General features: G+C 48.5%; 20 protein-coding genes. 6 read left to right on the top strand and 14 right to left on the bottom strand.

Annotated elements, in window-relative coordinates:
• Nucleotides 1-6: 6 nt before the first annotated feature.
• The 13 genes from AC4GL5_RS05095 to tssB all read right to left on the bottom strand — a co-directional run bounded on the left by AC4GL5_RS05095 (nt 7) and on the right by tssB (nt 15,837).
• Nucleotides 7-1,359: a TAXI family TRAP transporter solute-binding subunit gene (locus AC4GL5_RS05095; protein ID WP_490381712.1), complete on the bottom strand. Its 1,353-nt coding sequence runs from the start codon at nt 1,357-1,359 to the stop codon at nt 7-9.
• 13 nt (nt 1,360-1,372) lie between these two features.
• Nucleotides 1,373-2,410 carry a type VI secretion system baseplate subunit TssG gene (gene tssG / locus AC4GL5_RS05090; protein WP_490381711.1) on the bottom strand — a complete coding sequence of 346 codons (1,038 nt, stop codon included), beginning with the start codon at nt 2,408-2,410 and terminating at the stop codon, nt 1,373-1,375.
• A complete protein-coding gene (gene tssF / locus AC4GL5_RS05085; protein ID WP_490381710.1) occupies nt 2,374-4,098 on the bottom strand; it encodes a type VI secretion system baseplate subunit TssF in 1,725 nt (574 codons plus the stop codon). Before tssF ends, tssG begins: the two co-directional genes overlap by 37 nt.
• Nucleotides 4,099-4,196: 98 nt before the next feature.
• The gene (gene tssE / locus AC4GL5_RS05080) at nt 4,197-4,631 is read right to left on the bottom strand and encodes a type VI secretion system baseplate subunit TssE (protein WP_490381709.1); all 435 of its coding nucleotides are present in this window, start codon (nt 4,629-4,631) and stop codon (nt 4,197-4,199) included.
• Entirely contained in the window at nt 4,631-5,122 is a 492-nt protein-coding gene (gene tssD, locus AC4GL5_RS05075) for a type VI secretion system tube protein TssD (RefSeq protein ID WP_490381708.1), read from the bottom strand. Before tssD (AC4GL5_RS05075) ends, tssE begins: the two co-directional genes overlap by 1 nt.
• Nucleotides 5,122-6,759 carry a type VI secretion system contractile sheath domain-containing protein gene (locus AC4GL5_RS05070; protein WP_490381707.1) on the bottom strand — a complete coding sequence of 546 codons (1,638 nt, stop codon included), beginning with the start codon at nt 6,757-6,759 and terminating at the stop codon, nt 5,122-5,124. The genes tssD (AC4GL5_RS05075) and AC4GL5_RS05070 overlap by 1 nt, the downstream gene beginning before the upstream one ends.
• Nucleotides 6,760-10,245, bottom strand: a complete 3,486-nt coding sequence (locus tag AC4GL5_RS05065) for a type VI secretion protein IcmF/TssM N-terminal domain-containing protein (protein WP_490381706.1) — start codon at nt 10,243-10,245, stop codon at nt 6,760-6,762.
• Between the two features lie 37 nt (nt 10,246-10,282).
• Nucleotides 10,283-10,957 (bottom strand): type IVB secretion system protein IcmH/DotU, encoded by a 675-nt coding sequence (gene icmH / locus AC4GL5_RS05060; RefSeq protein WP_490381705.1) that lies wholly within the window; start codon nt 10,955-10,957, stop codon nt 10,283-10,285.
• 2 nt (nt 10,958-10,959) lie between these two features.
• Entirely contained in the window at nt 10,960-12,354 is a 1,395-nt protein-coding gene (tssK, locus tag AC4GL5_RS05055) for a type VI secretion system baseplate subunit TssK (RefSeq protein WP_490381704.1), read from the bottom strand.
• A gap of 146 nt (nt 12,355-12,500) precedes the next feature.
• Nucleotides 12,501-13,190 (bottom strand): type VI secretion lipoprotein TssJ, encoded by a 690-nt coding sequence (locus tag AC4GL5_RS05050; RefSeq protein WP_490381703.1) that lies wholly within the window; start codon nt 13,188-13,190, stop codon nt 12,501-12,503.
• A 140-nt stretch (nt 13,191-13,330) separates the two neighbouring features.
• Nucleotides 13,331-13,849 carry a type VI secretion system tube protein TssD gene (gene tssD / locus AC4GL5_RS05045; RefSeq protein WP_490381702.1) on the bottom strand — a complete coding sequence of 173 codons (519 nt, stop codon included), beginning with the start codon at nt 13,847-13,849 and terminating at the stop codon, nt 13,331-13,333.
• Nucleotides 13,850-13,874: 25 nt separating this feature from the next.
• Nucleotides 13,875-15,338: a type VI secretion system contractile sheath large subunit gene (tssC, locus tag AC4GL5_RS05040; protein WP_490381701.1), complete on the bottom strand. Its 1,464-nt coding sequence runs from the start codon at nt 15,336-15,338 to the stop codon at nt 13,875-13,877.
• 10 nt (nt 15,339-15,348) lie between these two features.
• Nucleotides 15,349-15,837, bottom strand: a complete 489-nt coding sequence (gene tssB, locus AC4GL5_RS05035; RefSeq protein ID WP_490381700.1) for a type VI secretion system contractile sheath small subunit — start codon at nt 15,835-15,837, stop codon at nt 15,349-15,351.
• Nucleotides 15,838-16,141: 304 nt separating this feature from the next.
• Here tssB and AC4GL5_RS05030 point away from each other — a divergent pair, with 304 nt between their 5' ends.
• The 6 genes from AC4GL5_RS05030 (at nt 16,142) to AC4GL5_RS05005 (ending at nt 24,065) form a co-directional block, all read left to right on the top strand.
• Nucleotides 16,142-19,066: a type VI secretion system Vgr family protein gene (locus AC4GL5_RS05030; protein ID WP_490381699.1), complete on the top strand. Its 2,925-nt coding sequence runs from the start codon at nt 16,142-16,144 to the stop codon at nt 19,064-19,066.
• A gap of 6 nt (nt 19,067-19,072) precedes the next feature.
• A complete protein-coding gene (locus AC4GL5_RS05025; RefSeq protein ID WP_490381698.1) occupies nt 19,073-20,887 on the top strand; it encodes a DUF2169 family type VI secretion system accessory protein in 1,815 nt (604 codons plus the stop codon).
• A complete protein-coding gene (locus AC4GL5_RS05020; protein ID WP_490381697.1) occupies nt 20,884-21,810 on the top strand; it encodes a pentapeptide repeat-containing protein in 927 nt (308 codons plus the stop codon). The genes AC4GL5_RS05025 and AC4GL5_RS05020 overlap by 4 nt, the downstream gene beginning before the upstream one ends.
• A complete protein-coding gene (locus tag AC4GL5_RS05015) occupies nt 21,811-22,908 on the top strand; it encodes a pentapeptide repeat-containing protein (protein ID WP_490381696.1) in 1,098 nt (365 codons plus the stop codon).
• A gap of 62 nt (nt 22,909-22,970) precedes the next feature.
• Entirely contained in the window at nt 22,971-23,381 is a 411-nt protein-coding gene (locus AC4GL5_RS05010; RefSeq protein ID WP_490381695.1) for a PAAR-like domain-containing protein, read from the top strand.
• Nucleotides 23,382-23,384: 3 nt separating this feature from the next.
• The gene (locus tag AC4GL5_RS05005; RefSeq protein ID WP_490381694.1) at nt 23,385-24,065 is read left to right on the top strand and encodes a DUF3540 domain-containing protein; all 681 of its coding nucleotides are present in this window, start codon (nt 23,385-23,387) and stop codon (nt 24,063-24,065) included.
• A 97-nt stretch (nt 24,066-24,162) separates the two neighbouring features.
• Here AC4GL5_RS05005 and AC4GL5_RS05000 read toward each other — a convergent pair whose 3' ends face one another.
• Entirely contained in the window at nt 24,163-26,307 is a 2,145-nt protein-coding gene (locus AC4GL5_RS05000) for an SLC26A/SulP transporter family protein (protein WP_490381693.1), read from the bottom strand.
• Nucleotides 26,308-26,353: the final 46 nt, after the last annotated feature.

The following is a 26,353-nucleotide window of genomic DNA, read 5'->3' as shown; positions in this document are numbered from 1 at the left end:
CCTCAATTATTCTGTTGCCAGAGTACGGGCAGCATCTACTTCCTGACGCGCCGCTTCACTCAACTGCATAGCCGACAAACGCCATTCCAGCTGACGCATCACATCCGCACATTGTTGAATGGTACTCAGGAACAACATCGACTCAGCCAGTTCCGATCCCTGTACCAGATTAACCGCCTGCTGCTTCAGGCGCATCACTTCGATCAGATACTGTTTCAGCAAACGCCAATCACGGGCATCCTTCTGATTACGTTCAATCTCAACGGTCTGTCGGAAAACCGACTCAAGCTCTGCCGCAAGATTCACCCGAACCTGTTCAATCCGACGGCGACGAAGCTGACTAAGCTGCACAATCACAACAATCAGAATAATCAGTGCTTCAATAATCAGCACTTTGTGCTCAGCAACCTGCCCCAGGAAGCGAGAGAAGTTATCCAGGCCGACAAACGGGTTGTAGTAACGGTTACTCAAGGAGTGCAAAGGCAGATAGCGCAGTACCGGATCATCGATTGGATTAATATCCAGCATAACAGGGGCTTCTGCCCGGATCTGATCGCTATTCAGCTGTCCCATAACGGCCTGAACCATTTTTTCCGGCAAACCTGGGCGCGCCGCCATCACCGCATAAGTAACGATCGTTTCAACAGACTCGGACGGTGCAGGGCCCGCAACAGTACTGTAAACCCCAGCCGGGATCTTCGCTGTAGTTAACTGGGAATGATTCAGAGCATAGCCTTCTGCACCTTCAAGGGTCACCAGTTTGAACAAACCACTGGACATAACCTGACGCAGATCCGGGTTCAGCAGTCCTGTTGTCACGATAGCCCCTTCAAGAGAGCTATCACTAAGTAGCTGTGTGAAGTACACATCATTGCTTCGGAACTGATCAGCTTCAAGTGCAAAATGCTCCAGAACCTTCATCGACTGAGCCCGGTAGCCGGAACCCGGTTTACCCAGGGCAATGCTCTTGCCAGCCATATCGGAAAGGGAGTTAATTTTACTGTCTTTACGGACCACAAGGTGCATATAGTCACGCCAGAGAGGAGCGATCATATAAAGATTTTGCAAGGATACGGAGTTAGTCCCCACAATGGCGAAATCAGCCTCACCACTGAGTAACTTACCTCGGTTATCAACTGAGCCCCGGGTTACCAGTAGCTGAACCTGATATCCGGTTTTCTGCTCAATATGGCGCTTTAAAAGCGTGCCATACTGATAGTAATAACCACCCTTCGATGCCGTTGCGATACGGATCAATTTCGATTCGTGGCTCTTTTGATAGCCCCAATACAGGATCAGTATCCCGGCAATCGCCAGAAGAAACCAACTGATCATATTTTTCATACGATAGCTCAACATAGGATGCTCCAAATTAATCCAGCGCTATTCGGGCTTGTAACTGATAAGACGAACCATCAACAGTGGTAAAATCAGGTCTCAGTAACCAGGCATTCTTGCCCAAGCGTCCCCAACCATTCAGGCCAGTACTCGTATTAAGAGCCGTATCAGGCCCCTCCAAACGACTACTAAAGGAAGCGCCTGAACTGTCCTGCTCTAGGCCGGTACAATCCAATAAAAATTCAAGTTCACAACGCAGAGGCTGACGCAGATAGAGCCGAATCAGACCCCTGAGTTGCTGCCACTGCTGAGGATCACTCAGCAACCGATCAAAACGGTTATAGGCCAGAGGTCCGATGCGCAGTACAAAACTACCGGTCGCCTCTGGTAAACGGCTACCCAACAGAGAACCTTCCCCCAAGCCTGCAGACTGCTGTCCCAGCTTAAGATGCGTTGAACGCGGCAACGACACCTGGCGTAACTCGCACTGGATCGCTTCAACCGACACTCCGTCAAGGAAGCTCTGAATTAACGCTTCTAAACCTGCTGCAGAACGGTAAGGCGACGAAAGAAGTCGGAAATAGCGCAGTAAACCTCCTTCAGGCTCCTGATCCGCATCAGATAACCCCGCCAGAGCCCTTAACCGATCATAAAATCCGTTATTAAGGGCTTCACCACTTCGAAAGACCTGCATGGAACGCTCGTGGGCCTGAATCAACATCTGATAAATCCGCTGGTTCAGAAGGTTCAAAAAAGCCCTCGCCTGTCCCTTCTCCTGCTGTTCTGACTCCAATAGATAGTCAGTCATATATGCAGGCAACACCCCATTACGGCCGTAAAGATTGAAGATATTCAGCTCAATGCGAAAATAGCACTCATCAAGCTGCTCTATGCGCTCAATAACACTGCGGGCGCTGTCCAGACCCAAAGCAGGCTCAAGCTCAATTCGGGTTTCAGTGCCACCAACCTGTAAGAGCAGGCGATAAGCCTGTAATAGGCTGTATCTGTGGCCATGGTTTAAAAGATCATCAAGAATCACAGCAGCGGCTTCCTGCCAAGCATAGCGGGCCATTCAATCAGTTCGCCGGTCTGCTGATCCGTTACTTTAAGCAGGCAAAAATAGTTCACCGGCACCATGCTGATGAAAAACTGTTGCAGCAAACGGGCAAAAAGGTGCATCTCTGCTTTAGTTGGAAAGTGATCACCCGCCAATAACAGATCTACTTCGTAACCCCTGACGGACATTGCAGAAACCAAACGATCACCCATGACCAGATTTACAGTCCGGATAGCATCCACTTTCTTCATATTGATCTGCTGCCGGGCTCGATCCGGGCTCGCCTGCAAAACCAGTTCTTTGAGTGCGGCCTGCAGGCGCTCTGTGGTCAAATGCCCCATCAGATTGCCACTCAGCTGACGCACTGCCTGCCAATACTGCTGCTCAGAGGATAATGCCTTCCGATATGGCGTTGGTGAGGTCAGATTTTCAAACTGAACCAACTCCGGAGAACCTGAGATATAAGTGTTTATGCCACCGGGAGGAATGCTGGAGGCATCCACCCCGTTGGTACAATAAAGACGCGCCTTGATCACTTCCTGCTCGTCCCGCGCATCCCCCCCAAGAGCGACTGATAGTTCAAGCTCATCAGTAACCGGGTGTGCAGTAAGCTGTTCCTGATACCGATAAGTATCGGATACCGCCTGCTGCCAAAAAGGCAGGTACTGATGACTTTCGCTCATGCTACGATATTGTCCGCTTACCTGCTGGATACCATAAACGCTCAGCTGCTCATCATCGCGCTGACGAGGCGATAACGGCATATAGGTCTGACGCATATCACGGACCCTGGGAGGCGCATCACGGGTGAAGAGGTTCGCTGCCGGGACAACATTCAGGCGCAACACTTTATTCAGATCCGCTTTGGGCCAATCAGCCAACCGGTTGAAATAAAACTGTACGGTAAATTCAGACGAAGATTTGCTCTCTGCAGACTGTGGTAGCGTGAAAGAAACCCCCTGAGCCAGCTCCGGAGCAGTAAAAAAGCGGCGGGCTAATCGTTGCGCCGGAAGCTCAGGCTGTTCGTCATGCAGGAAAGTCCACTGCATAAGTTCAGTATTCCACTGCGGCAGCTCTAGCTTGTCTCTTTGCTGATCCGGCCAAATAACTTCTGCGCCCTCGCAGTGGTCCAACATGGCGTCCAGCATTCGAGCAGCAAAGGCCTGAGTTACATTCAAATAAAGGGGAACAGCGCGCCCGGCAAGGTCAGAACTATCACCGAAAACACAGCTAAAACGAATGCTCAGACAGTGGGCACCCGATTCCTGTTCGTTACTTTTGCGATAAACAGCCTCTTTGATCTCGACCGGTAACACACTTGCTGGTGTCAGGGTACGAAACTCACAACGCTTATCGCTGAGAGGCGCGGTTCCAGCAACCGGTGTTCCGGCATCGAGAAAGAGTTGTTCTTTCAAAGCAGGACGACCTTTAAACTGCATCAGGGTTACCGAAGGCAACGGCCGTAACAGATCCGGAGATGCAACCTGAAGTACATTCTGCAGCAGTTGTGTCTGATCTTTTTCCAGCTCAGCCCTAAGCCCTGCAGTCAGGAAAGCAACACCTTCCAGAATACGTTCAGCATCGGGATCCGTACTGGTACCCGCCAGATAACCCGCCTGAGACGGATTCAGTGCTGAATATTCAGCAGCCATCTCATGCAGACGGTTCAATTCATCCTGATAATGGCGATCAATTTTTGCCATAAGTACTCTTCTTTTTCAGACCAGCGAACATGGCTATATTGCCGGATACCGGTTCTTTAAACTTGAAACGTGTTGTTGCGAGCCGCCTCATAGACACTTTATTTAAGTGCTCGACGAGCCGCACCATCAGGCTGCAAACCTCGACACAGAACACTCGCCCGACTGTCGCTATCGATACGAATTTCGTAAACAGCCTGCCAGCGGTCATAGCCCTGCTCAAAAGCAGCCTCCAAAGTAAATAAAAGTACTCCCGAAGACTCGCTTTCCGGTGTCACCCTCGGATCCAGTAAACGAGGTTCAAAGCGAACAACCTGCAACTGTATCACCTGAGCCAACCGAAGACTCTGAACAGCATCACCCTGCAACTGCACGGGTGAGATCGCGGGCAAACCGAGATCGCCTCTCGAAGGACAGGATCCCGCACGAACATTCAACAGATCCCGAATATGCAGGGCGATAAAAGCTGCCAGAGACTGAACATCTCCCTGCAGCGCATCTTCGCCATTAAGACGTTTCAGTAACCCCGCACGCATCAGGCTTTACCTGCTTCATTTCGTGCTTCGAACTCAACCTCAGCGGACGGTCCGTATCGCCAGTTAATCGACTCATAGAGCAGGCTGACCCTCTCGCAGTAAGGGTGATCTTCCTGTCCCTTCTCTAAAAGATCAGGCATCACGGGCCGCAAAGAAACGACCCGCGCATTTTTTAATTCAATTTCGTACACCAACTCCAGAGTTCCGGCACTGTTGTATTGGGACCAGAAAATGATCACCGTGGTGAGCACCTCCCGATCACATAGCGCCTGATACAACTGAGGCGACACACGATCCAAAGGTTTAACAACCTCAACGGGACGATGCATTGGCTGCCCGCCCAAAACACGACTGTCGTCAGCACTGGGCAACTCAACGCCATGGCTGAAACACAAAACATGGCTTAAACCATCGCGAGCCAGCTGTTTCTCTGGTCCGGCAAGGGTCCCTTGCGCAGAACTTGTAAAACTGATAAATCCTGGACGAGCCATCAGACCGCCTCCTGCAGAATCAGATCAAGAGAGAGCTGAAAACGCTCATCCATAAAACGCAGATGCGGCTGCAAGCGAACTTCCATAAAGCAACCTTCAGACTGCCGTAACACTACGTCTGCCTGACGGAATGGTTTTTTCATCATCACATCCAAAGCAGGCGCTTCTAGGTCGACCACAAAATTCTTCAGCCACTGCTCCAGCTTCTGTCGCAACTGCTCAGGTTCATCAACAGAGCCAATCTGTTCACGAAAGACCCGCTTCATCATGTGCGCAATACGACAGACAGTCAGCAGGAAAGGCATCTGAGCATCCGGCACAAGCTGACCATCATCCAGAGCCAGCTGGTGAAAACTGTTTAACTGAGCAAAATAAGACGAACGCTCTTCCGGTAACGCTGAGAGAACACAAAAACCGTGGCGAGACAGATCCGTAATCATAGACGTTGGAAGCTCAACTTCCAGAGGCGAAAGCTTCAGATCGGCCAGGGGGTCCTGCCAGGGCTTATGCAGCAACTCGCGACCAAAATCACTACCGGTCATCTGACTGAACGAAGATTGCTGATCAAAAGTGTTCAGAACCGTTGCAGCCAGAGAATAACAACTGCTTCCCCACAGCAAAGACAAGCCTTCCGCATCCAGTTGTTCCTGAAAAAACAGACCGGAAAAGTCACCCTGATAAGGCGCCCGCACGACCTGCTCCGGCATAACCAGAAACAAGTAACGACTTTGTGGCCTGGCGGCCAGGCGATGCAGAGGCTGGAAACGAGGATTCTCGAACCACTCATTCAGCGATTGGCCAAGCAGCTGATCGTAACCACTAAAACCAATAAAGCGCGGGGATGCCGGTAAAATAACGGGCATATGAGCACTTCTGCCGATGTCGGATAATCTCTCAAGCAAAGCAAGATCTTGTTCGGTATTTGCAATATCAAAATCCACAACCGTCAGATTAAACGGTTGTCCACCAAACTGACCAAACTCATGACTGTATACCCGCTCATACAGCTCACTACGGATCATCTCACCTGACAGGTCCTCCGTCAGTGCATCCTTACAGGCATTTAGCAGAACGATTTCACTGGCCTTGTGATAGCGGACAGAGGCGCAAAGAGCGAATATCTGACGCCACAGGGACTCCAGTTCAGTAAACGCCGGATAGTGCAAAACCTGACTGAGTAATTCGCCAAGGCAAACCTCAAGGTCCGCATAGAGAAAATCATCCGCCAGCTGATCGCGATCCAGCTCGGAATAGGAATCCAGAAAATCCCTCGCCTCTTCCAATAATGTCGGGGAGGGGTCTGAATCGGCAAGCAAGCGATCACGCAGCTGCACTCCCCGACTCAGAACCGGTGAACGACGAATTAAAACACTGGGGTGAAAATCATCTAATGACTTCACCGAATATTCGTCCTTCCATTCAGGCATTAGCTGAGAGAAATCGACCGCGCAGGCGAGTTCATCCATTGCCTGCTCAGGGAGATCACTATTCAGGATAATCTGCTTAAAAAGGGTATCGTCACCCAGAGCATGATTGCCGCTATACGGACCGACCAACAAAACACGACCAGGTAGTTGCGCCTCCTGCTCCTGAGGCTTAATCATCAGTGATGCAACCAGATTATTACGGGAATCCATTTATGAACTCCAGCAGGAAGCGATATGGCGTGGGGGTTCCAGATCAGATGCCACCAAAGTCTTAATGACAGGTTTGTGCCCCCTGAACTCATAGCGAACATCAATATAAGAGATCTTATAGTCGATCAGTCGATCACGCATAATCGGAAAATCATCCGGAACAAAACGGCGCTGCCCACTCTGGAAGTCCTTGAGGAACCGAGCAAACCCCTGGGGCCCCGGATAGCGTTTTTCCAGTGTATAGCGGCCGATGTTGATCAGAAGCGTTGTGTCTGCACAGGTCTGATCCCAGACAAAAGCCCGGTCCTGAGCAAAGTTCAGGTTCTCAAGCTGAGTTGGTCCAAGCTCACATTGCATCTCAAGAAGTGTTCGTCTTGGCAGGTACTTGGCTTCCGGATTCGCTGAGGTTGGCCGGGATTTCACAATCACGGTATAACGACTTTGCTGCTGTTTACGAAAATCATCGCCACGGGCCAAATATTCAAGCAGATCTGTCTCAAGTGGAAAAGCCTTTCCGGATGCTTTAACCGGTACAAACCCTGCACCAAATTTAGGTTTTACATACGGGTCTAACTGGGCATCCTTAAAACTCCACAGGTGTCCACCCTCACCGTAGAGAAAACCAGTGCGCTTGTAGGCCGGAACACCTTGCATACCCGCAAGAAAGTTATTTTCCCAACGCTCCTGCAACTCGCAAGCAGCCTCCTGAGTCATATAGTCACGAAACAAACGTACCGGGCCAGAGAATACCGCCCAAAAAGCTTCGTTCTGACGGCTGCGCTTACCCAGCATTCCTTGCAGAGTTTGCATTCGGGCATAGCTTTGAGCCAAAGCCGTCTCACCAGCCGCAGGGTTATCAGGATTCGAATACAAACCGGACACAGAGGTAAAAGATGTAGAACGTATTCCTGAGTTAAACACTATAGATTCAATCAGCTGCTTATACTCACCAAACAGCGTACCGGCCTGCTCAAGCACCGCTAAACGCTCTTCATCAGAAGGGGCGCCACTCCCTCCTTTCTTTCCTTTATTAAGCTTCTTTTGCGTTTTCATGGCTGACTTGCCCGCTTTAGCTACCGCTTTACCAGCAGCCCCGGCTTTACCAACAACCTTTAGAGCGAGCTTAGCCAGTGCGCCATTTCCTCCGGCATCGGTTTTATCTGCTGGGGCATAAGCTGCCATCTGTTTGTAGTAGAAAATCAGGAACAACCAATCAGGCTTTTCTTCCATCTTTTCATAAGGCTTGAGCTCCTCTGCCATTCGATCCAACAGATTAAAGAAAGGATTCCGTCCCGTGGCCTGAGTATCAACCGCACTCTGCCAATCCAAAGGACCGGATAACCCCTCTGTTCCCTGGTAGAAATTAAGTGCAAACCGACTCCAGGCATCCAGATAGCGCTTACGGTAACTTTCCTGAAAACCCGGTATCAGTGCATTGATCTTCTCAGCAGCCTGATCTGTCGCCAGAATCTGCGAAATAAAATCGTCAATCATCGCCTTACCTGCCAATGTAAATGCAGGCGCAACCTGAATAGAACGGTCCAGGGGCACACTTCCTTGCCAAAAGTCTGCTAGCCTGACCTCATTGGACTTTCCCGCAGTGTTCCCCCAATTTACCAACCAGTTCAGGTTGTCTGGGTGATCTGCTAGAATACGTTTTAGTAAGCGCTGCTTGCGTTGCAAGGTTGCTTCATAGCTATCGGTCGATGAGGACCAGTACAGCATCTTCAGATAGAGGCTGTTAAGACTGTCAAACTCAGACTCAGCTAATTCTTCATGCAGAAGCTCATCTTCCGCCTGATAAAGAGGTGGCAAAGCAGACAAGGTCTCAAAATCTTTACCTGCCAGAAAGTCCTGAAGGATATTAATCTCACGCACCAGAATACCGACGTATCGTGCGATCTCCTGAGCAGCCTCCTCTGGCGGTAATTTATTATCGAAAAGCGCCTTATTGAGAGAACGCTCAATACGACGATCCACAGGCATCACCAGATCGTTCCAAACCCGGTCGACATAAATAGCCTTCAACTTACCAACAAAGACAGGTTCGGATGTTGCGTCATCAATCCAAGGGAAAAAGCTGTGCTGTTCCAAAGACTGGATCAACTCAACAAACTGTTCACCATTTCTTATATTTCCGACCAGATCGCTGCGCTGAACAATCTGCCCGGCAAACTGCTGTTCTAACGATTCGATAAAACCCTTATCGCTGATATAGGTATAAATAAGAGCGACCCAAAGCACCGCCATGATAGAAGCAAAGCCGGTAAACCAAAGATTGCGAATCCAGCGTTCAGCACGAACAGCGGCAGGAATTTTATTCACCAGCCCCCGGTCTCTCGGCAAAACTTCTGTGAAAAACTCTTTTACGAACAATCCTGAGCCAACTTTAGATTCACTGTCGGAAGAACTGCCCTCCGCGCCCATCCAATAGACACCACGAAGATGCGGCGAAGCCTGAAAAACGCTGTTCTGAAAGACACCTTTGGTGAAGGCCCGAATACCGGATCTAAGCTGCTCAAGCTCTGAGGGCAGCATCATAATGGCGTCATCAACAACACCTCTTCCCATCAGCTCAAGATTCAGCTGCTTTAACTGTTCTGCAAGGCTGTCCAATGCACTGTTAACACGGGTTTCCGTTTCCAGCTGATCACCATCCTGAGGGAAGTGACGCCCCAAGGCCTGGTCCCGCATCTGCTCTGGCAGATAGTTGAGCAGAGAACGTCCACCGTCAAAAAACTCCAGATCATTAAAGACAAGGTAGACGGGGGCATTCACCTTCAATGTCTGAATCATCTGATCAAGACGTTCGCGAAGAATCATCCCCTGCTGGTAAAGCTCATCATCATTTTTAGACTGAATATCAGCCAAAGAGACAGTCAGCAGAACATGGCTGATCGGTTCAGCCGGTCGACGGGACGCCAGCAGCTCCAGCAAACGCCCCCATTCAGGATTTAGTGCTCCACCACTGGCACAGATGCCCGATGGGGTCTGCAATACAACGCCTTCGTTGTGTAGCCACCATTCAGTCTGGCAATCATCACCCGTAAAAATATCTTTATGACCCGAGGGAAGTACCAACTGACCAGCGGACACCATACGTTCAGCATCATCGCGCTTCGCTGGTAGCATCACAGACCAAGGCAACTGATAAACAGGGTCAGAAGCGTGGGTGTTAGGGCTACGCTTTAGAAAACGCATCGCATAGGTAAAGCGTCGCTCCAAACCTGAAGTATCAGCCTTGAGCTGCTCCTCAGCTTCATCTTTGCGCCCTAAGCGAATCAGCTGTTTGATACGTCCTTTCGCATGCAGACGAATCAGCAGGCGCTTAATCAGCCTGTAGGTCAGCCATAGCAGAAAGATACCAATTGCAGCGACAACACCTTGCTGAGGCGTGAAGCCAAGAAACAGTGCTAGTCCGATGGTAACCGCGAAGATCACCAGCCAGATAAGCAGATAAAAAAGCACTCGAAGAAATGTTTTCACGATCCGTCTTCTTATTCTAAGTCCGCAACAACCCTGATCAGATCAGGGAAACCAGTTGATTGGCCATACCTACGACATCAAGTTTCATAGCGACATAGGTAACCACCAGAACCAGAACCGGAACTCCAAAAATAAAGGGGGTCCAGCGACCGGATTTAACTTCTGTTTTTTGCTCACCATTTGAAGGGTAAGCTTCCGGGGAGAGTAGCTCTCCGTCATCTTTCAGGCGCGCATTCTGGCCAGCCATCAGCAGCTGAAAAGTGTCCAGACGAATGCGCTCAAGACTGGCGCGTTCCGAGCGATCAAAGTAACGCCCACTGAAACCAAGAGCTAAGCAGTAGTAATATACTTCCCGGATATCCCTGTGTGCCGGGTCAATCATGTTAAGCCCGGCCAGACGATCAAAAAACTCAATGCCCGCTGACGCCGTGTGGTAATAGTTGCGCTGCAGAAGATCTGCAGCCCACCGACCAGAGTCGTTCCAGGCATTGTCCAACAAGGCTTCATCAATAAAAGCAACAACGGCAAAACGAGCCTCGTCATAGTGCTCTGACTGATAACCTCCTTCCAGATGCAGCGTGGATTTTTCCGTTAAAAGACGCTCCACATTCAGCCGGACTTCCTCAAATGAAGGCTGCTGCCCATCATTAATCAGCTTTTTCTGCTGCTGGACAAAAACCAGCACATCTACAAAACTATCGATCAGGTGCATGGTTAACCTCTGAGTGAAACCAGTTCGACTTTCAGATCGTCAGGGGCACCAGGCCAGATCAGACTCAGACAAGCATCACTTTCCACGCTTTGCCATAGACCGGATGCAACATCCAAACTGAAGTAATGGGAATTGGGACGACTTGGCAGACCTTCAGGACGACTGTTCAGCAACCGCTTACCAATACCCGGCAGTGCACGGGCCTGATAAAGAGCCACCTGACTTTCCGCTCCCAATTTAGAGTAACGGCGAAAATCTTCTAACCAGGCATCCTGTGATTGTTCGGTGCGCAGAATCAGGAAGTAAGTACCTTTGCGCTCCAACATGTCACTACCTAACGCCCCCCGGAAGCTCGAAGCATCCAAGCGCTCAAAACTAACCATTGCTTCCGAGGAAACGGTGATCTCATTCAACAACCGATGAATCAGTGTGTGAGCAACTGCAAAGCAGCCACCAAGATTCAGATGGTTATAGGCCGGAAGAACAATGTTTTCCGGAGCAATTTCGCAGGTAGAGCTGGAAAGCGGTGTAAAAACAGAAAGCTCCGCAATCAACTCCCGCAAACATCCATAAGCTCGCTCAGGAGTCAGGTCAGGTATCTCAAGCAGGTGCGTCAGAGACTGCACATACCGCGCCATCACCTGCAGTGCCAGACGGTAGCGCATTTGACGGGGGTTAAATTCCGAAACAGTGTAACTGGTCGCGGGTTGTTTATACTCTTCCAGCTGACGGGTACGCGACAGAACTTCTTCGCGAATTCCCCTTAATAACTCAACCAGATTCTGATCACCACGCATTGTGATGCAAGGGGCAATAAAGCTTTCATCCTGTTTGATCTGATCACCAGTACGGATCAGCTGAGCAACAGGGATCAGATCATAACCGGAAGCATGATCCAGCTCTGACTCAAACCACAACTTACCTTCAAGTGATAAGACCTGTGCATCGACTCTCTCGGCTTGTTCATAACGGTTTGTCAATGTCGCATTCTGAACATCAACCACATAGCGACTGTTCAGCGTACTATCATCTCCCCCGGGAAGCTCGCGCTGAACCAAGGGCTCTTCATTACGCTTCTTGATACCCAGATAGATCCGCAACGGCTTATTACGATCCCCCCAGACTGGCCCTTCAAAGATTCGCCCGCTAAGGCGAGCATTCTCAGGAAATGAAAACAGAGTACCATCCTGAAACAAAACTCGGAGTTGACTAAACCCTACCATGCCAGCATCAAGATTCGAGGTATCCAATCTAGAGCTGGCAACCCCCCAGGCCAAAGGCGCAACGGTGCGACGGATAACCGACTGGATAAACTCGTTATATGCATCCTGATACTGGAAATGGTTTGGCTGCAGAAACAGGCCCTGATGCCAGAACAGTGGTTTATTCGTATTCAAAGTGAATCCTGCCTATATCCTTTCATATCCGTCTTGGCTGCCATCCGGAATGACGGAACATCCGGCGAAACGATCAGCGGGTTGCCGAATCATTTACAGCATTGCATTCTTTGTTCAATGGTTCAGGCTAAACACGCCAAAAACCGCTAATACGCCTGCACCTGAAGGTTTTTTATTTCAGTCGGATCCATACCCAACCAAAGTTTCAGACGCGCAGGAACATCATCCGGCGCTGGTGGCGGTGGGTCGCCAAAAGGCCAAGGGGTTGTGTCATAACAGGGAAGTATTCGGGCCTGAACAGAAGGAATAGGAACAATCCGAACACTCTTCTTGCCTTCCATTTCAAAATAACCCGCAACTAGGGCAAGGTAGCGAACACCTTGCTCACGCGCCAAAACCAAAGTCTTATTACTTCCCGGATCAATTGCCAAGGTGTCTTCCCGCACGATACTGGCGGATAACTCTTTGCCTTTCGCTGCCATCAGATCAGACAAGCCAAAAGGGCTTTCACGTAATTCAGAGACAATCGCAGGATTAGTTAACTGAATAACTTTTAAACTTAATGTATGAGGTTGCCCCATATAGAGATTAAGCCGGTCAGTCGCTTTTACTCTTAAAAGAATCGAACGAGGCTCATAAACCCACTGATTACCAGGAGCAAGGGGCTTCTCTCGGGCACTGTATTTCCACTGGTCAGCGCCGTCCTGCCATATCCATAAACCCGCCTTGCTATTAGCTTCAGAGGCATCAGCCTCAATTTTTTGCTTTTCAGGCTTCGCGGGAATACCGCCACCCCAGCTGTCTTTGGAGGGCGGACAAACTGTACAAGCAGACAAAAAAAGCAGACAAAACGGCATAAGCCATTTTGCTGCTTTTGAACCCCAAGCTGAGAGGCCAGAAGGACCCACCGCAATTAGCAGCGAGTCCTTCGCCATTGGCATTGAGGTTTGTTTTTTTACAACGCTACTCACAATAACTACTCTGCGCCGGCCCAATTATCAATAGCAGTACTGGAAGCGATTTCATGGCTCCAAGTAATGCTATTGTAGGTGAAGCGGACCTCTTCAAATGCCGGAAATCCGTCATTTGCAGGATCAAGCATATTTGGTGAGCAAGTGCGAATAGATACAACCTTAGCCCCTTCCAGCTCAATAGTGTAATAATGAACAGGCTGCCCATCGCTGCCAGTATCCGCAGGTCTGAAAAACTCAAGCGTGCAGGTAAGGGCTTTAGGCTCTGCAATACACTGAAACAACAAAGGCGAACTTTTATCAATCAGCTTACGAATTTCCAAGTATTCGTGCTTACGATTACCCATTACCTGACCGCTCAAACGGTCTGTGGGAATAATTGCCTTATGATCAAAGCCAAAAACGAAAATCTCGTCTTCATGTTCGGTCTTGGCAAAAGCGCCAATACTGTCTTCGGTTGAAGCGCCCTCGGAGAGAGACTCCCCGTCTTCTGTTTCTATCGTTAAGAAAATTTCACTTGGCATAAAAACATCCTCAGCATTTTAGGGGTTAAACACGGTCCAAAAGACCGGTCAGAGATAGAGTAAAGTTAGCCCCCATAAACTTGAAGTGAGGCGTAACCTCCAGACCAACCTGATACCAGCCAGCTTCGCCATCAATCTCAGTAACAGTAACTTGAGATTTCCTTAAGGGTCTACGACTCCTTGTCGCTGGCGATGGATTTTCCTGATCAGCAACATACTGCCGAACCCATTTATTTAACTCTCCCTCAAGATCCGCCCTACTCTTCCAGCTGCCAAGGTTTTCTCGCTGCAAAACCTTAATATAGTGAGCTAACCGATTGATAATAAAGAGATAAGGCAATTGAGTACCCAGACGGTAATTCAGCTCGGCCTGGCGTTCTTCAGGCTCAGTGCCAAATTGTTTAGGGCGCTGTACAGAACTTGAGGAGAAAAAGGTCGCATTATCTGCGTTCTTGCGCTGAGTCAAAGGAATAAAGCCCAACTCAGAGAGTTCGTACTCTTTGCGATCAGAAATAAAGGTTTCCACTGGACCATTCAGAACAGATGTCCCATCAACATCTACAAGATGCACCGCTAAGTCTGTGACGGCACCACCTGATTGAGGTCCAATTATATTGGGGCACCAACGGTATTGAGCAAAACTGTCCACCAGACGAGTTGCATAAGCATATGCAGCATTAACCCACAGATAATCTGACTTTTGATCAACTTCCTCAGTATAACTGAAACTCTTAACCGGCTTATTCTCACCGTAGGTAAGGCGCCCCATAAAACGCGGCAGAGTCAGACCAAGATTACGTGAATCCTCGGTATCGCGAAGGCCGCGCCATTTCAGGTACTGAGGGCCTTCAAACATAGAATCCAGCTCTTTCAGATCCGGCAGCTCATCAAACTCGTTCAGGCCAAAGAAAGATGGGCCGGCTGATGCGATAAAAGGAGCATGGGTCACAGCGGCCAGACCAGATAAACTCTCCAGCAACTTAACATCCTGAGCACTTGGGCCAAACTCATACCCCCCCACCAGAACACCATAGGGTTCTCCACCGAACTGGCCATACTCTTCGGTATATACTTTCTGGAACATCGCCGTCTGGTTCAGTTCCGGTGCATCTTCAAAGTCTTCCAACAGCTCGTCTTTATCGACATTTAAAAGTTCGACACGAATATTCTCATTGAAGTCTGTACGATTTACCAAAAACGCAAGACCACGCCAAGCGGCTTCAAGCTTCTGAAAGTCATCATTATGAAGAATTTCGTCCAACTGCCGACCAAGGCGCTGATCCAACTCATCAATCATTTGATCAACCAGTGATTTATCAACCCGCTCAATCGGTTCTGATTTGGTCAATAGCTCGGAAAGCATTGCTTCAACACCCTGACGGGCCAGCTCATAACCTTCGTCTTGCTCAGCAAGACGGGTAAACTCAAGAATCTCCCCCACCAAAGGCTGAGATTGCGTGTTTTCCTGTACCTGAGTCTCTTCGCTCATCTTGCCGCCCCTACTTCTTCAGACCAAGTTCTTGCATCAGCTGCTTACGGGAATCTTTATCTTCCAACATCAACTGGATCGTTTTACGCATTTTCGGAGTATTACCCAACGGCCCTTTAAGAGCTTTAAGAGCCTCCCGTAGCTCAAGAACCTTCTGCAACTCTGGGACAGCCTGAACAATGCTATCAGGCTCAAAATCCTTCAGGCTTTTCGGGTCTAAACTGACCGCAATATCGTCACCATCGGCATCTAATTTGTTAGGAACTGCAAAATCCAGCTTCAGATTCATAGCGGACATTACTTCATCAAAATTAGTGCGATTGATATTCTTAATCGCGCGCTCATCAAGAGACTCCGCATCAGAAGCAGGCGTAAACTGCCCCATCACCAAAACCTTAAAAGGGAGCTCTACACGCTCTTTTGCACTGCCAGTAGCCGGGCGATAGGAAATATTAATTCTTTCCTTCGGTGCCACCGACCCTGAATTTTTGCTAGCCATCCGTCACTACTCCGGGTTTATTATCGTTAAGCCCTGGCACCACCAATCAATGTCTGACGACCCAATGCAGTGCAAAACTTTAGGGCAAACTTACGTTTAACCTTTGTAAGATAAAGTAAAAACAATGTAAATTACAAAATAAAGTTTTAAACATTTTTATGACCGAGTTCATAATATTGCATCACAACCGTTTCAAAAACATACTCGACTGATGTAGTTATGCACTTGCCAATCGCTAGAAAATAGACTGCTACACTATGAGCAATGCCCACATTCACAATATTAGTAATATATAGGTAACAATATGAGCCTCTCGTCCGATGTCAACTTTTCATTCCAGTGCGATAGCATTGTCAGCGACGAGTTTCGAGTTTTGCAGTTTAACGGCACAGAAAGTCTGGGGGATCTTTATCAGTTTGACATCCAGCTTATCAGCCACTCCGATGCACTGGATACTGATGCGTTACTTGAGGGCAATTGCACATTCACCATAGAAGGATACGGCAAAAAGCGCAGTTTTAACGGTATTTTATCGAATTTTAATTACCTGAAGGCCACAGAAAATGGCTACTTATATGAAGCAACTTTAGTGCCCCGTCTCTGGCTGCTAACGCAATTTACCACCAACGAAGTTTATTTAGGTCTCAATCTTTCTGAAACCCTGATATTACTATTTGACGAAGCAGGACTAACTTCAGATGAATATGACCTAAGCCTGATCAGCAGCTACCGAAAATGGGACTACCGCTGTCAATTTGGTGAAAGTCACTATAATTTCCTGAAACGCATTACTGAACGCGAAGGGGTTTATTTTTATTTTGAAGAAAACAACCAAAAAACAAAAGTCATCTTTTGTAATAAAAACAATCAACACCCAGCAGAAAAACATAATGCCATCTATTCTTCTATTACAGGCAATTCATACAAAAAAGGTTTTCCGGTAATCTTCCTGTGGACCCAAAATAACCAAAGGGTTCCAAAAGAAGTTATTGTAAAAGACTATAACAATGACCAACCATCAGTTGATCTTTCTGCAAAAGCACTTATTGACGACAACGGTATGGGAGAAGTCTTCCGTTATTGCGACAATCTTCTGGATCTCGATGAAGCAATGGAACTGGCAGATATTCGTGCTGAAGAGCTTTTAATGCAGAAAACGCGTTTTTTTGGCAATTCCCTAGATGTTGAAATTAGTCCGGCATTCCCGTTAAGCCTAACCTGCCACCCCCTTGGCAAACTTAACTGCGAATACACCCCTATCAGTGTCAGTCATAACGGTTATGCTCCTGACCTTAGCCAGATCCATCAGATCAACGAACAGCCCTACAGCAACACGATTCAGGCCATTAATGCTGACGTTCAGTTTCGCCCTGAACAACGTACAGATAAACCCCGTTTCTATGGTGTCCTGAATGCTATCGTCGATTCTGAAGGGGATGGTCAATATGCTCATCTGGACCGCCGGGGGCGTTATAAGGTTGTCCTACCTTTTGATCGTAAAGGACGCGATGGTGCGCAGGCATCATGGTGGATTCCCATGTCACAGCCCAACGCCGGTGATAACAGCGGCATGCACTTCCCCCTGCTGAAAGGTGCTGAAGTGTTGTTGAGTTTTATCGGTGGTGACCCAGATCGGCCTGTGATTACCGGTGCAGTCCCTAATGCATCGAAACCCAGCGTTGTCCGGGAAGACAACCACACACAAAATAAGATCAAAACAGCGGCCAACAACATCATTGAGATGGAGGATGAGGCTGACTCCGAACGTATTAAACTCTACTCGCCAAACAGTAACAGTTACTTTCACCTAGGTGCCGCCAACCCAATCAATGGTAACGGCATCATGATGATGACATCCGGCGGCTACTATCAGGAAATAGGCGGAGGTTACCAAGTAACCCTTGTGACCAGTTCAAATCTAAGCGATGCCCTGCACGAAGCCCCCACACCGGCTGAAGGTGAAGATTCTGCAGATATGACTGACGGAACAAACGTGTCAGGAACACAACCGCTCAATTTGCTGGATGGAAGCGACATTGCAAAAGACCTATTAAATGAACGCAACCTCACCACTTTTCAAAAAGCCGATGACACCGGCATGCTGGGGGATGAAATGACGGCTGCGGAAGAAAGAAGCGGAGAATACTTTATTCAAAGAGAATTCGGTGAAAAGTACTTTTGGAACGATGGTAATACCCATACCTTTGGCGGTTCTAAAGACTTTAGCTATGGAAATGCCTACGAGATCAACTACGTAGATCCAGACAGCGTAACCGACTGGGACGGTAACTTTCCGATCGACGAAAAGTTTAGCGATGACGATATTGATAAAATGCTGACCTCTAAAACTATTGGTGATACTTATGACTATCAAAGGGGAGTAGCTAAAGACAGGCTTTATGGTGAATCCTATTCTGTCCACGTCGGCCATGCAGCCATGGAAGGGCAAGCCTTAACATCAAATATTTCAGCTGGAGTGTATGGCGCAGATATTGATGCCAAACTGTCAGGTTTTAGTTTAGAGCTGGATGCCAGCCTTGTTAGAATGAGTGTCGATTTAACCGGAATTGGTCTTAGCCTTTCTAAGGCAGCCAGAGAAATCGAATTTTTCGCCGGTGAATATGAGAAAGGTGTCAAAGAGTCGATAGACCTAAAGGCTGGAACAACTTTCACAGCCGTATCAGGCGAAGTTTTACCCACCCCAATAACAGGTATTGTTACTGGGGCAGGAGTGGCAGCTGGAATAGCCTCGCTTGCCCAATCAGTTAAAGATATCGATTCAAATTTTTTTGAAATCAAATACAAACCCTTTCCAAAAGCAGAGCTAGAACTGTCGCATGGCGACAAAAAATCCATCCTCAGCCTTCAAACAAGTGCCTCTGATACTCAAAAACTTGAACTTACCGATGAAAAAGCAACGTTGAGCCACACAAAAAGAACTGACATTACAGCCAATGACGATCTCACTCTCAAAGGAAAAAATGTTACTACTACAGCAACGGAAACATCCAAAATTTCGTCTAAAGAATTTGAAGTTTCTGCATCAGAATCCGCAAAAATCGACTCAGCGCAGGTTGACTTAGGGAAAAACAATAACACTGTTGCAATCGCAAGCACAGGAACAACCATCAAGTCTGGTGGTAACTCAGTTAAAGTCGCCTCCGCAGGAGTTGATCTTACTTCCAGTACAAAGGTGTCTGTTAAGGGCACCTTGGTTCAACTGGGCTAATCCGATATGCAGCTAATCACACCACCAGAAATCACTATCCAAACCTACCCTTACGGTTGGAAGAATCAACAGCGACTTGCGGTTACTCTGTTAATGGGTGTCCCGCTGCATAACGGCTACGAACCCGCAGCAATAACCGGGCTTCCCTACTCTGCTCAGGATATGTGGCAGGCTATTGCTGACAATATCGCCAACGATGCCGTGTTCGATATCGGCTTCCCCAAGCCGAAAGCCGAGTATCTTGTCTATGGTAAGTTTCATGCGCCTGATGGCTTTGCCGTCAGCGCCGGTGACGTTGAAATCCGGTTTCAGGATCTAAAGAAACGACTTACCGTTACAGGTCCCCGCTTCTGGCGAAAAATTCTGACGCCGACGATACCAGAACCGATCACCGAGCTGGAAATCAGTTACGGTAACGCTTTTGGTGGGAACAACTACCTGCAAAACCCAATCGGTATCGGCTTTGATCCCTCATCAGGTGATCCATTACCTCAGGTTGAGTACCATAATGACTTGGTTTCCCGCCCCGGTCATACACCTAAGCCGGCCAGCCTAGGCGCAACCAGTGTTGACTGGATGCCGCGAAAGAAACTCTGGGGCAGTTACGGTGATCATTGGCAAAAGCATGAAGCTCCCTTTTTTGCCAGTAACCTTCAGCCTGACTTTTTCATGCAGGCTGCACCGGATCAATGGCTTCCCCATCATCTTCAGGGGAACGAACCCTATCTGATCAAAAATATGCACCCGACCTTCAGGCAAATCGAAGGACGGTTACCGGCTTTTCATTTCCATTTACTGGCCCAGGTGAGCAACAAACCCGATCAGTTGCTTGACTGCCCTGCTGATACCGTCCTGTTTCTGCCGGAAGCAAACATGGCGGTTTTAATAGCTCGGGCTGAACTTCCCATCGGGACATTCGATGGTGAAGAAGTCAGTTTACTGCAGGCAGCCTACACTGACCGAAATGAAGAAAAGGAACCCATAACACATTATCAGGAACACGCTCACGCAAGAGTGAATGACCTTCTGGATGATGATCAGATTGAGAATTACCAACCACTGAGACCCGAAAGCGTATCCACGCTTTTTATATCACGACAAGCACTCAGCAAACTCAGCACCCCAGACGATGAAAAGCCCGCGCCATTGCCACCGGGAACAGCTGCTATTGGAGCATTGGGGCTAGGCGGCTTACTGGCTGCGGCCGCTAAAGCGGCAGCAGCAAAAGGCGGCACAGGAGGATCTGCAAGCGCCTCCCCGGATTCTGTAACTTCTGAATCTGCGGATGCAGGCCCCAGCCCGGAAGAAGTCGCCCAGAAGTTTGAGAGCGCTATGGCAAAAATTAAGGAAGCCCTCGCTCAACTCGGTATATCTCCGGAGCAACTTGATGATGCGCTTAATGACGAAAGCGACGATAAAGCCGCTCTTATGGCCCTACTGAAAGAAAAGTTCCCGGACTCAGAAGATCTGGCCGCCCTGGATGGCATTCAGGACAACCCGGCGCAAGCCAGCCAATTAGCAGAACAAAAAACACAGCAAGGGCAGCAGGCCTTACAGGATCAGCTTGCCAACAAACCCGACAGCATGTCCGATGAACAGCATCAGGCGCTTAAGAGAACCTTAGCAGGAAAGGCTTCAGAAGATGACCTTAAGAGCATCCCTGCTGAAGAGGTCGATCAGCATCTTGATACCGTTATGGCTGAGCTTAATCGCCTGCATCCTCTGACACCGCAAAGTGAGGATAAACCGCCTTCTCCCGACGACATTGCAATCGACCTGCTGAAAGAGTCGATCAAAAAAATACTAAAGGGTGATCGATGAATACGGATATGTTTCTGCAGCTTCTTGAGAATAAAGAAGCCATGCCTAACGACCAGGAAATGACAAACGCCGTCATTTCAGAGCTTGACCTTTCAGAGATTTCACTGGTTAGCTGGTCATTTCGACAGTGCCAATTTGTTGACTGCCGCTTTAATGATTGCGACCTCAAATCCACTCATTTTGAACATTGCCAACTTACCAACTGCCACTTTACGGGGTCTGATCTTAGCGAATCAAACTGGCAAAGCTGCGCGTTAAATAATGTGAGTCTGAACGATACAAACATCTCGAAAAGTGAATGGCTTGAATGCAACCTTAGCAACATAAAAGCACTGCAGATCAACGGGGCAGACAGTAACTATACCGGTTCAAAATTTGATTCGGTCAGCGGCGAACAATGTATTTTTGATGAATCCAGCTTCTATGACTGCTCGCTATCCCTGTGTCATTTAGAGAAGTGTACAGGCATCGCTGCCAGCTGGGTTAGCTGTGAACTACCCGCAATATCTATTCTGGATTCTGACCTGACCAACGCCCGCTTTCTGGGCGGGTGCAACCTCAACAAAGCCAAAATTATTGCCTGCAAGCTGGATGATGCCAGCTTTGCAGAGGCCAGCTTAAATGAAGGCAACCTATCGGAATGTGGACTGGAGAACGCTAATTTCTGCGATACAGAACTCAATGGAGCTATATTGAACCGTATTAACGCCCCAAGAAGTGTCTGGACCAAAAGCAACCTTAACGCTGCGGATCTTTATGGCAGCAACCTGATGAACGCCTTAATGATCAGCGCGCGGCTGACCGGAACAGAGTTCGACTCAGCAAACCTCTATGGTGTCGATTTCTATCAGGCTATATTGGGCGATAATAGTTTTTTCAGAGCAAACCTTAACCAGACAATCCTGGCTGACTGGCATCCTTAAATGAACACAAATTCTGCTCAAGAGAACCCACCTGAGACTCAGCAAGAGCTTCAACTTAAGGTCAAATCAGACCAGGAAGTCAATCAACTACAATGGGCAAAGAAAAGCTTATTTCAGGCTGATATGGCTTATGGCCGCTTCTATGACTGCGCATTCAGCAGGCTCTCATCCAGCCAGATTGATTGGCGCTTCGGCCAGTTCGTCAACTGTCTGTTTGACCAATGTACCTTCACGGCCAATGATTTCGAGAACTGCAATTTTATCGGCTGTCGCTTCATTGCCTGTACTTTTGAAAAATGCGATTTCAGCAATAGTGAATGGCATCAGACGATCACTGAAAGCTGCCAACTGACATTGCCATTGTTCAAACAGGCAGGGTTCAATGAATGTCAGTGGAACACCTGTAAGTTTACCGATGCCGATTTAGAGCATGCGTCGTTTACTCAGCATACGTTCCATAGCAGCCTGATTACCGGTGGTAACCTCTTCAGAATCAGCCTGTTTAACTGCCAACTACAGCCTTTTCCTTTTAGGGAAAACAGCCTGGAGACGCTGCTGATCAGCGAATGCGATCTTAGTCAGGCCACGCTTGCCGGAAGAGATCTGTCGATGACCCAGATATTGAACTCTAATCTCAGCCAATGCGACCTGTCAGAAGCAAAGCTGGTTCAAACGAACTTCACCGGCTCAAATCTCAGGCAAACCAACCTGCAAAGCGTCATCGCCACCGGAGCGCTTTTTTCAGAGGTCGATCTGTCAGAAAGCAATCTGGCAAACAGTCAGCTCGATAAAAGCAGTTTCCAGGGCACTACGCTGGTAAAAACGAGGCTAAGCCGAAGTAACCTTGAAATGGCTCAACTAACGGATGTTGATGCCCAAAATGCCAACTTTGACGGTTGTATGCTCCGCTATGGGGATTTGAGCAACGCGAATCTGAGTCAGGCTGTCATCAGTCATTGCGAACTGGAACGCTGCAATCTGCATAATATTACAGAAGAAGATACGGACTGGAGCGGCTCTAACCGTAAATCAGCACTTCAGACTGATGAGAAGAAACTTGATGCCGAAAGCTGGAAAAAACCAGCGCCAAAGAAATAGGCTCATTAACTGACCGCTTCGACAACCAACAGTCATTTTATTTATGGGAGATGAGGCAGACTATGTTTGCGAATAATCAACAAGGTCATATGTGCATGATGATGCCGGATGTCTGCAAAGTTCCGGCACCGCCTGCACCTCCGATTCCGACACCCTTTCCAAATCAGGCCCAGGGCATGATGGCCAATCCCGGCACAGCATCAAAGAAAGTGATGATTGCCAATATGCCGGGACACTCCCTTAAAACCATCATTCCATTAAGTATGGGAGATACAGCCGGGGTTGCAGGGGGACTTATCTCCAGCAAAATCATGTCTGAGTGCCGCCACCTGATGGGAAGCGCCAAGGTCATGATTGAAGGTCAGCCTGCGACCAAGATGAGTGCAATTACCGGACAAAACGGTTCACCTCAGAATGGACCACCGGGCAATACGCTAAAGCCAGCTCAAAATAAAGTGATGTTGATGGGGTAAACCATGAAACAAAATCAAAACGTAACATCACACCCTGTGGGCACAATATCTGACAATGCACCGATTATTTCTGAGGTCAGGTTTTTATCCGGAACAATCAACGAGGTAGCTAAGGATAACTATTCGGTTTTAGCTGAAGGCTTACCTTTTGAAGCTAAACGGGCTTTTGACTGCCTAGCAAAACCCGAAATAGGAGATCTGGTTCTTCTGACTGTAACCCCTCAGGATTGCTTTATCAGTCAAATATTATCCCGGACCTCTGACCTGCCTTTGCAATTAGCCATAGCAGAAGATCTCTGTATTACGTCTGATGGTGCGATTAAAATTAATGGTCAAAATGGCGTTCAGATTCAAACACCAGACCAACTGGAGCTGAACTCCGAGAAACTTGCCATTAATAATCTATCAACTCGTTTCCGGACGTTGAGTCTATTTTTTCAGGCCAAAGAAGCGGAAAGTAACGTTGGGCGCTTAAAGTTTATCGCAGACTGGGTTGAGCAAAAAGCTGAGACCATCCGGCAGCGCTTTACCCGAAGTGACCGTGTTGTCAAAGAAGCTGATCAGCAACAAGCCGGAAGCCTTGTTCAGCGTGTCGACAAAACCGCCTCTCTTCGTGCCGAACACACCATCATCAAGGCCCGAAAAGATGTGCAGGTAGACGGTAAGCGAATCCACATGGGCTAACCAGGAAACAAGCAGGAAGGCGTATAGGCTTATAAGCAAAACGGGCCGGTTACAGATCAGTAACCGGCCCGTTTTTTATCGATCAAACCAATGATGCTTAATCGAACAACTCTTCCAGAACCTTGTTAGAGTCGCTCAGTCGCTGAGTCAGCAACATCACCACAAAACGGTGCAGACGTACCGCCATCAGCTGGTTGTGGGTTTCCATTTCCTGAAGAGATTTGGCCGTCAGGCGCATCAGCTGAGTATCCACAACAGCGGTTGCTGAAGCCGTGCGAACGCCACCGGTATAAACGCCCATCTCACCAATAATAGTGCCCGGCATCATGGTTTTGAGACGCTGACGATTCTCCTCACCAATCTCAAGTTCAATATCGACCTTACCCTTAGTGATGAGATACAAAGAATCAGCTTTATCACCCTGCTGAATAAACGTTTCCCCAGTCTGTGCCTCAACAGGCTCGAAATAACGCACCAGGTGAACAACTTCGTAAGGCAATAGATCCAAACGCTCTTTCAGAACGGATTCCAGGGTATATTCGCCAGACTCATTGGTGGGCAAACGACTGATCAGTTCATTCTCACACCACTCCAGAGCACGATCCCAGTTAACAAAAAGACCGACGGTATCCATAAGCCCCCGTGTGGTCAGGCTCGTCTCCTCGCCATCTTCCAGCATGTTCAGATCAGAGGACTCCAGCAGCTGCTTCAGCTCATAGGGCACGGCAGTCAGAATCAGAATGATCTTCTTTTGCACGCAAGCCTGATGCAGCCGCAAAAGGGCATTCGCTGTGGATGAATCGGTCCCGCTCACTCGGGAAAAATCCAGAATCATAAAAACACAGGGCGGCTGAAGCATGGTTTTCAGCTCTTCAAGCAGCGTATAGGCCGTACCAAAGAAGAGAAAGCCTTTCAGACGGACAATACGTACCCGATCACCATATTTCTCCAACGCTTTCTTATGGCGGAGCGGACGCTCAACCCGACTACGCAGGGTTGTTGCATCCGTATTGTGGTGAATCACACGTAACCGACTGTACTGACGAACAAACATCAGGATAGTAATCAGCGTACCCAGGAGGACCGCAGGCAGAAAACCACTCAAAATAATCACGGCAAAGATCAGCGCAATAATCTGGTAATCCATCGCACCAAAACGGCTTCGGGATTTATAGAGCCACTGATCCATAAAGACCAGGCCTTGATAAATCAGCACAACAGCAACCGCAGGCAGCGGCAAAAACGCCCAGACAGCATTACCGGCAACACAGAACAGCAAAAGCACAACAGCCGCAATAATCACCGGAGCTTTACCCTGCCCTCCCATCTGATGATTCAGAGTTGTCTGGCTGAGCGAAAGAGAAGCAACGGTACCGCCCATCAGCCCGGTCAACAGATTGGCTCCGGAAGCAACCTTAAGCTCCCTGTCGAGATCAACATTCTCACCAACGGCTAATTCGAGCGATGTAGCCTGTAGCAGCATCGAAAAAACACTGATCATCGCCAGCGTCAAAATCCCCCCCCAAGGAAGATTGGTGGCATCAGAAACAGTGATCCGATCATAATGTGGCAACCAGTTCATCGACCAGAATGAGAGCGTCTTACCCTCAAAAAACCAACTGCCAGACCATTCGGGGAAACCAGCCCCAAGCAGGTTAAAAAGAAAAACCAGTGTCAGAAATCCGGTGGGCAACACCATAGAGCCACCCAACTTCTTCTGAGCAAAAAACAGCATGCCACCAAAAAACAGCACCAGCCAAACTGAAGGATTAAGCACAAGTTCCAGGCTCAGCAGCTCAGGCTGAACCAGTCGAATCCCACCGCTGAAAAACAGCCAACCCACACCCGCCAAAAAACCCGCCAGGACAGGCAAAGGAAGATATCGGATCACCCGTCCCAGTCGAGCCTGCCCCATAAGAATCATCACAAACGCCGCCAACAAGGTGCCGCAGATCATGATCAGTCGGATATCCTGCTGCTCAATGGCCTGTTCAGCCACCAAAGCCGCCGTCATCGCCACGGCACTTGGCAAAGGGATTGCCGCCATGCCCACACGGGAGCTGAACAATCCTATTACCAGCGTGGCTATTACCGCCGTCATCAGGAGCGTCGTAATACCCGCCTGAAACTGACTGTAACCGCTGCCACCAAAAAGTAAGGATGCAAACGATAACGAAAGTACCGTTCCTATCAGGCCTAACATCACACCGGATGAAAGGTTACGCATTGCAGATGTGAACATGGATTCCCTAATTTTTATTCCAGATTACAGTACCGGATTTTTTCAA

The sequence above is a fragment of the Oceanospirillum sp. genome (genome assembly GCF_982874595.1).
The sequence above is the reverse complement of the archived record's forward strand: the minus strand, read 5'-3'. Positions and strand labels throughout refer to the sequence as shown.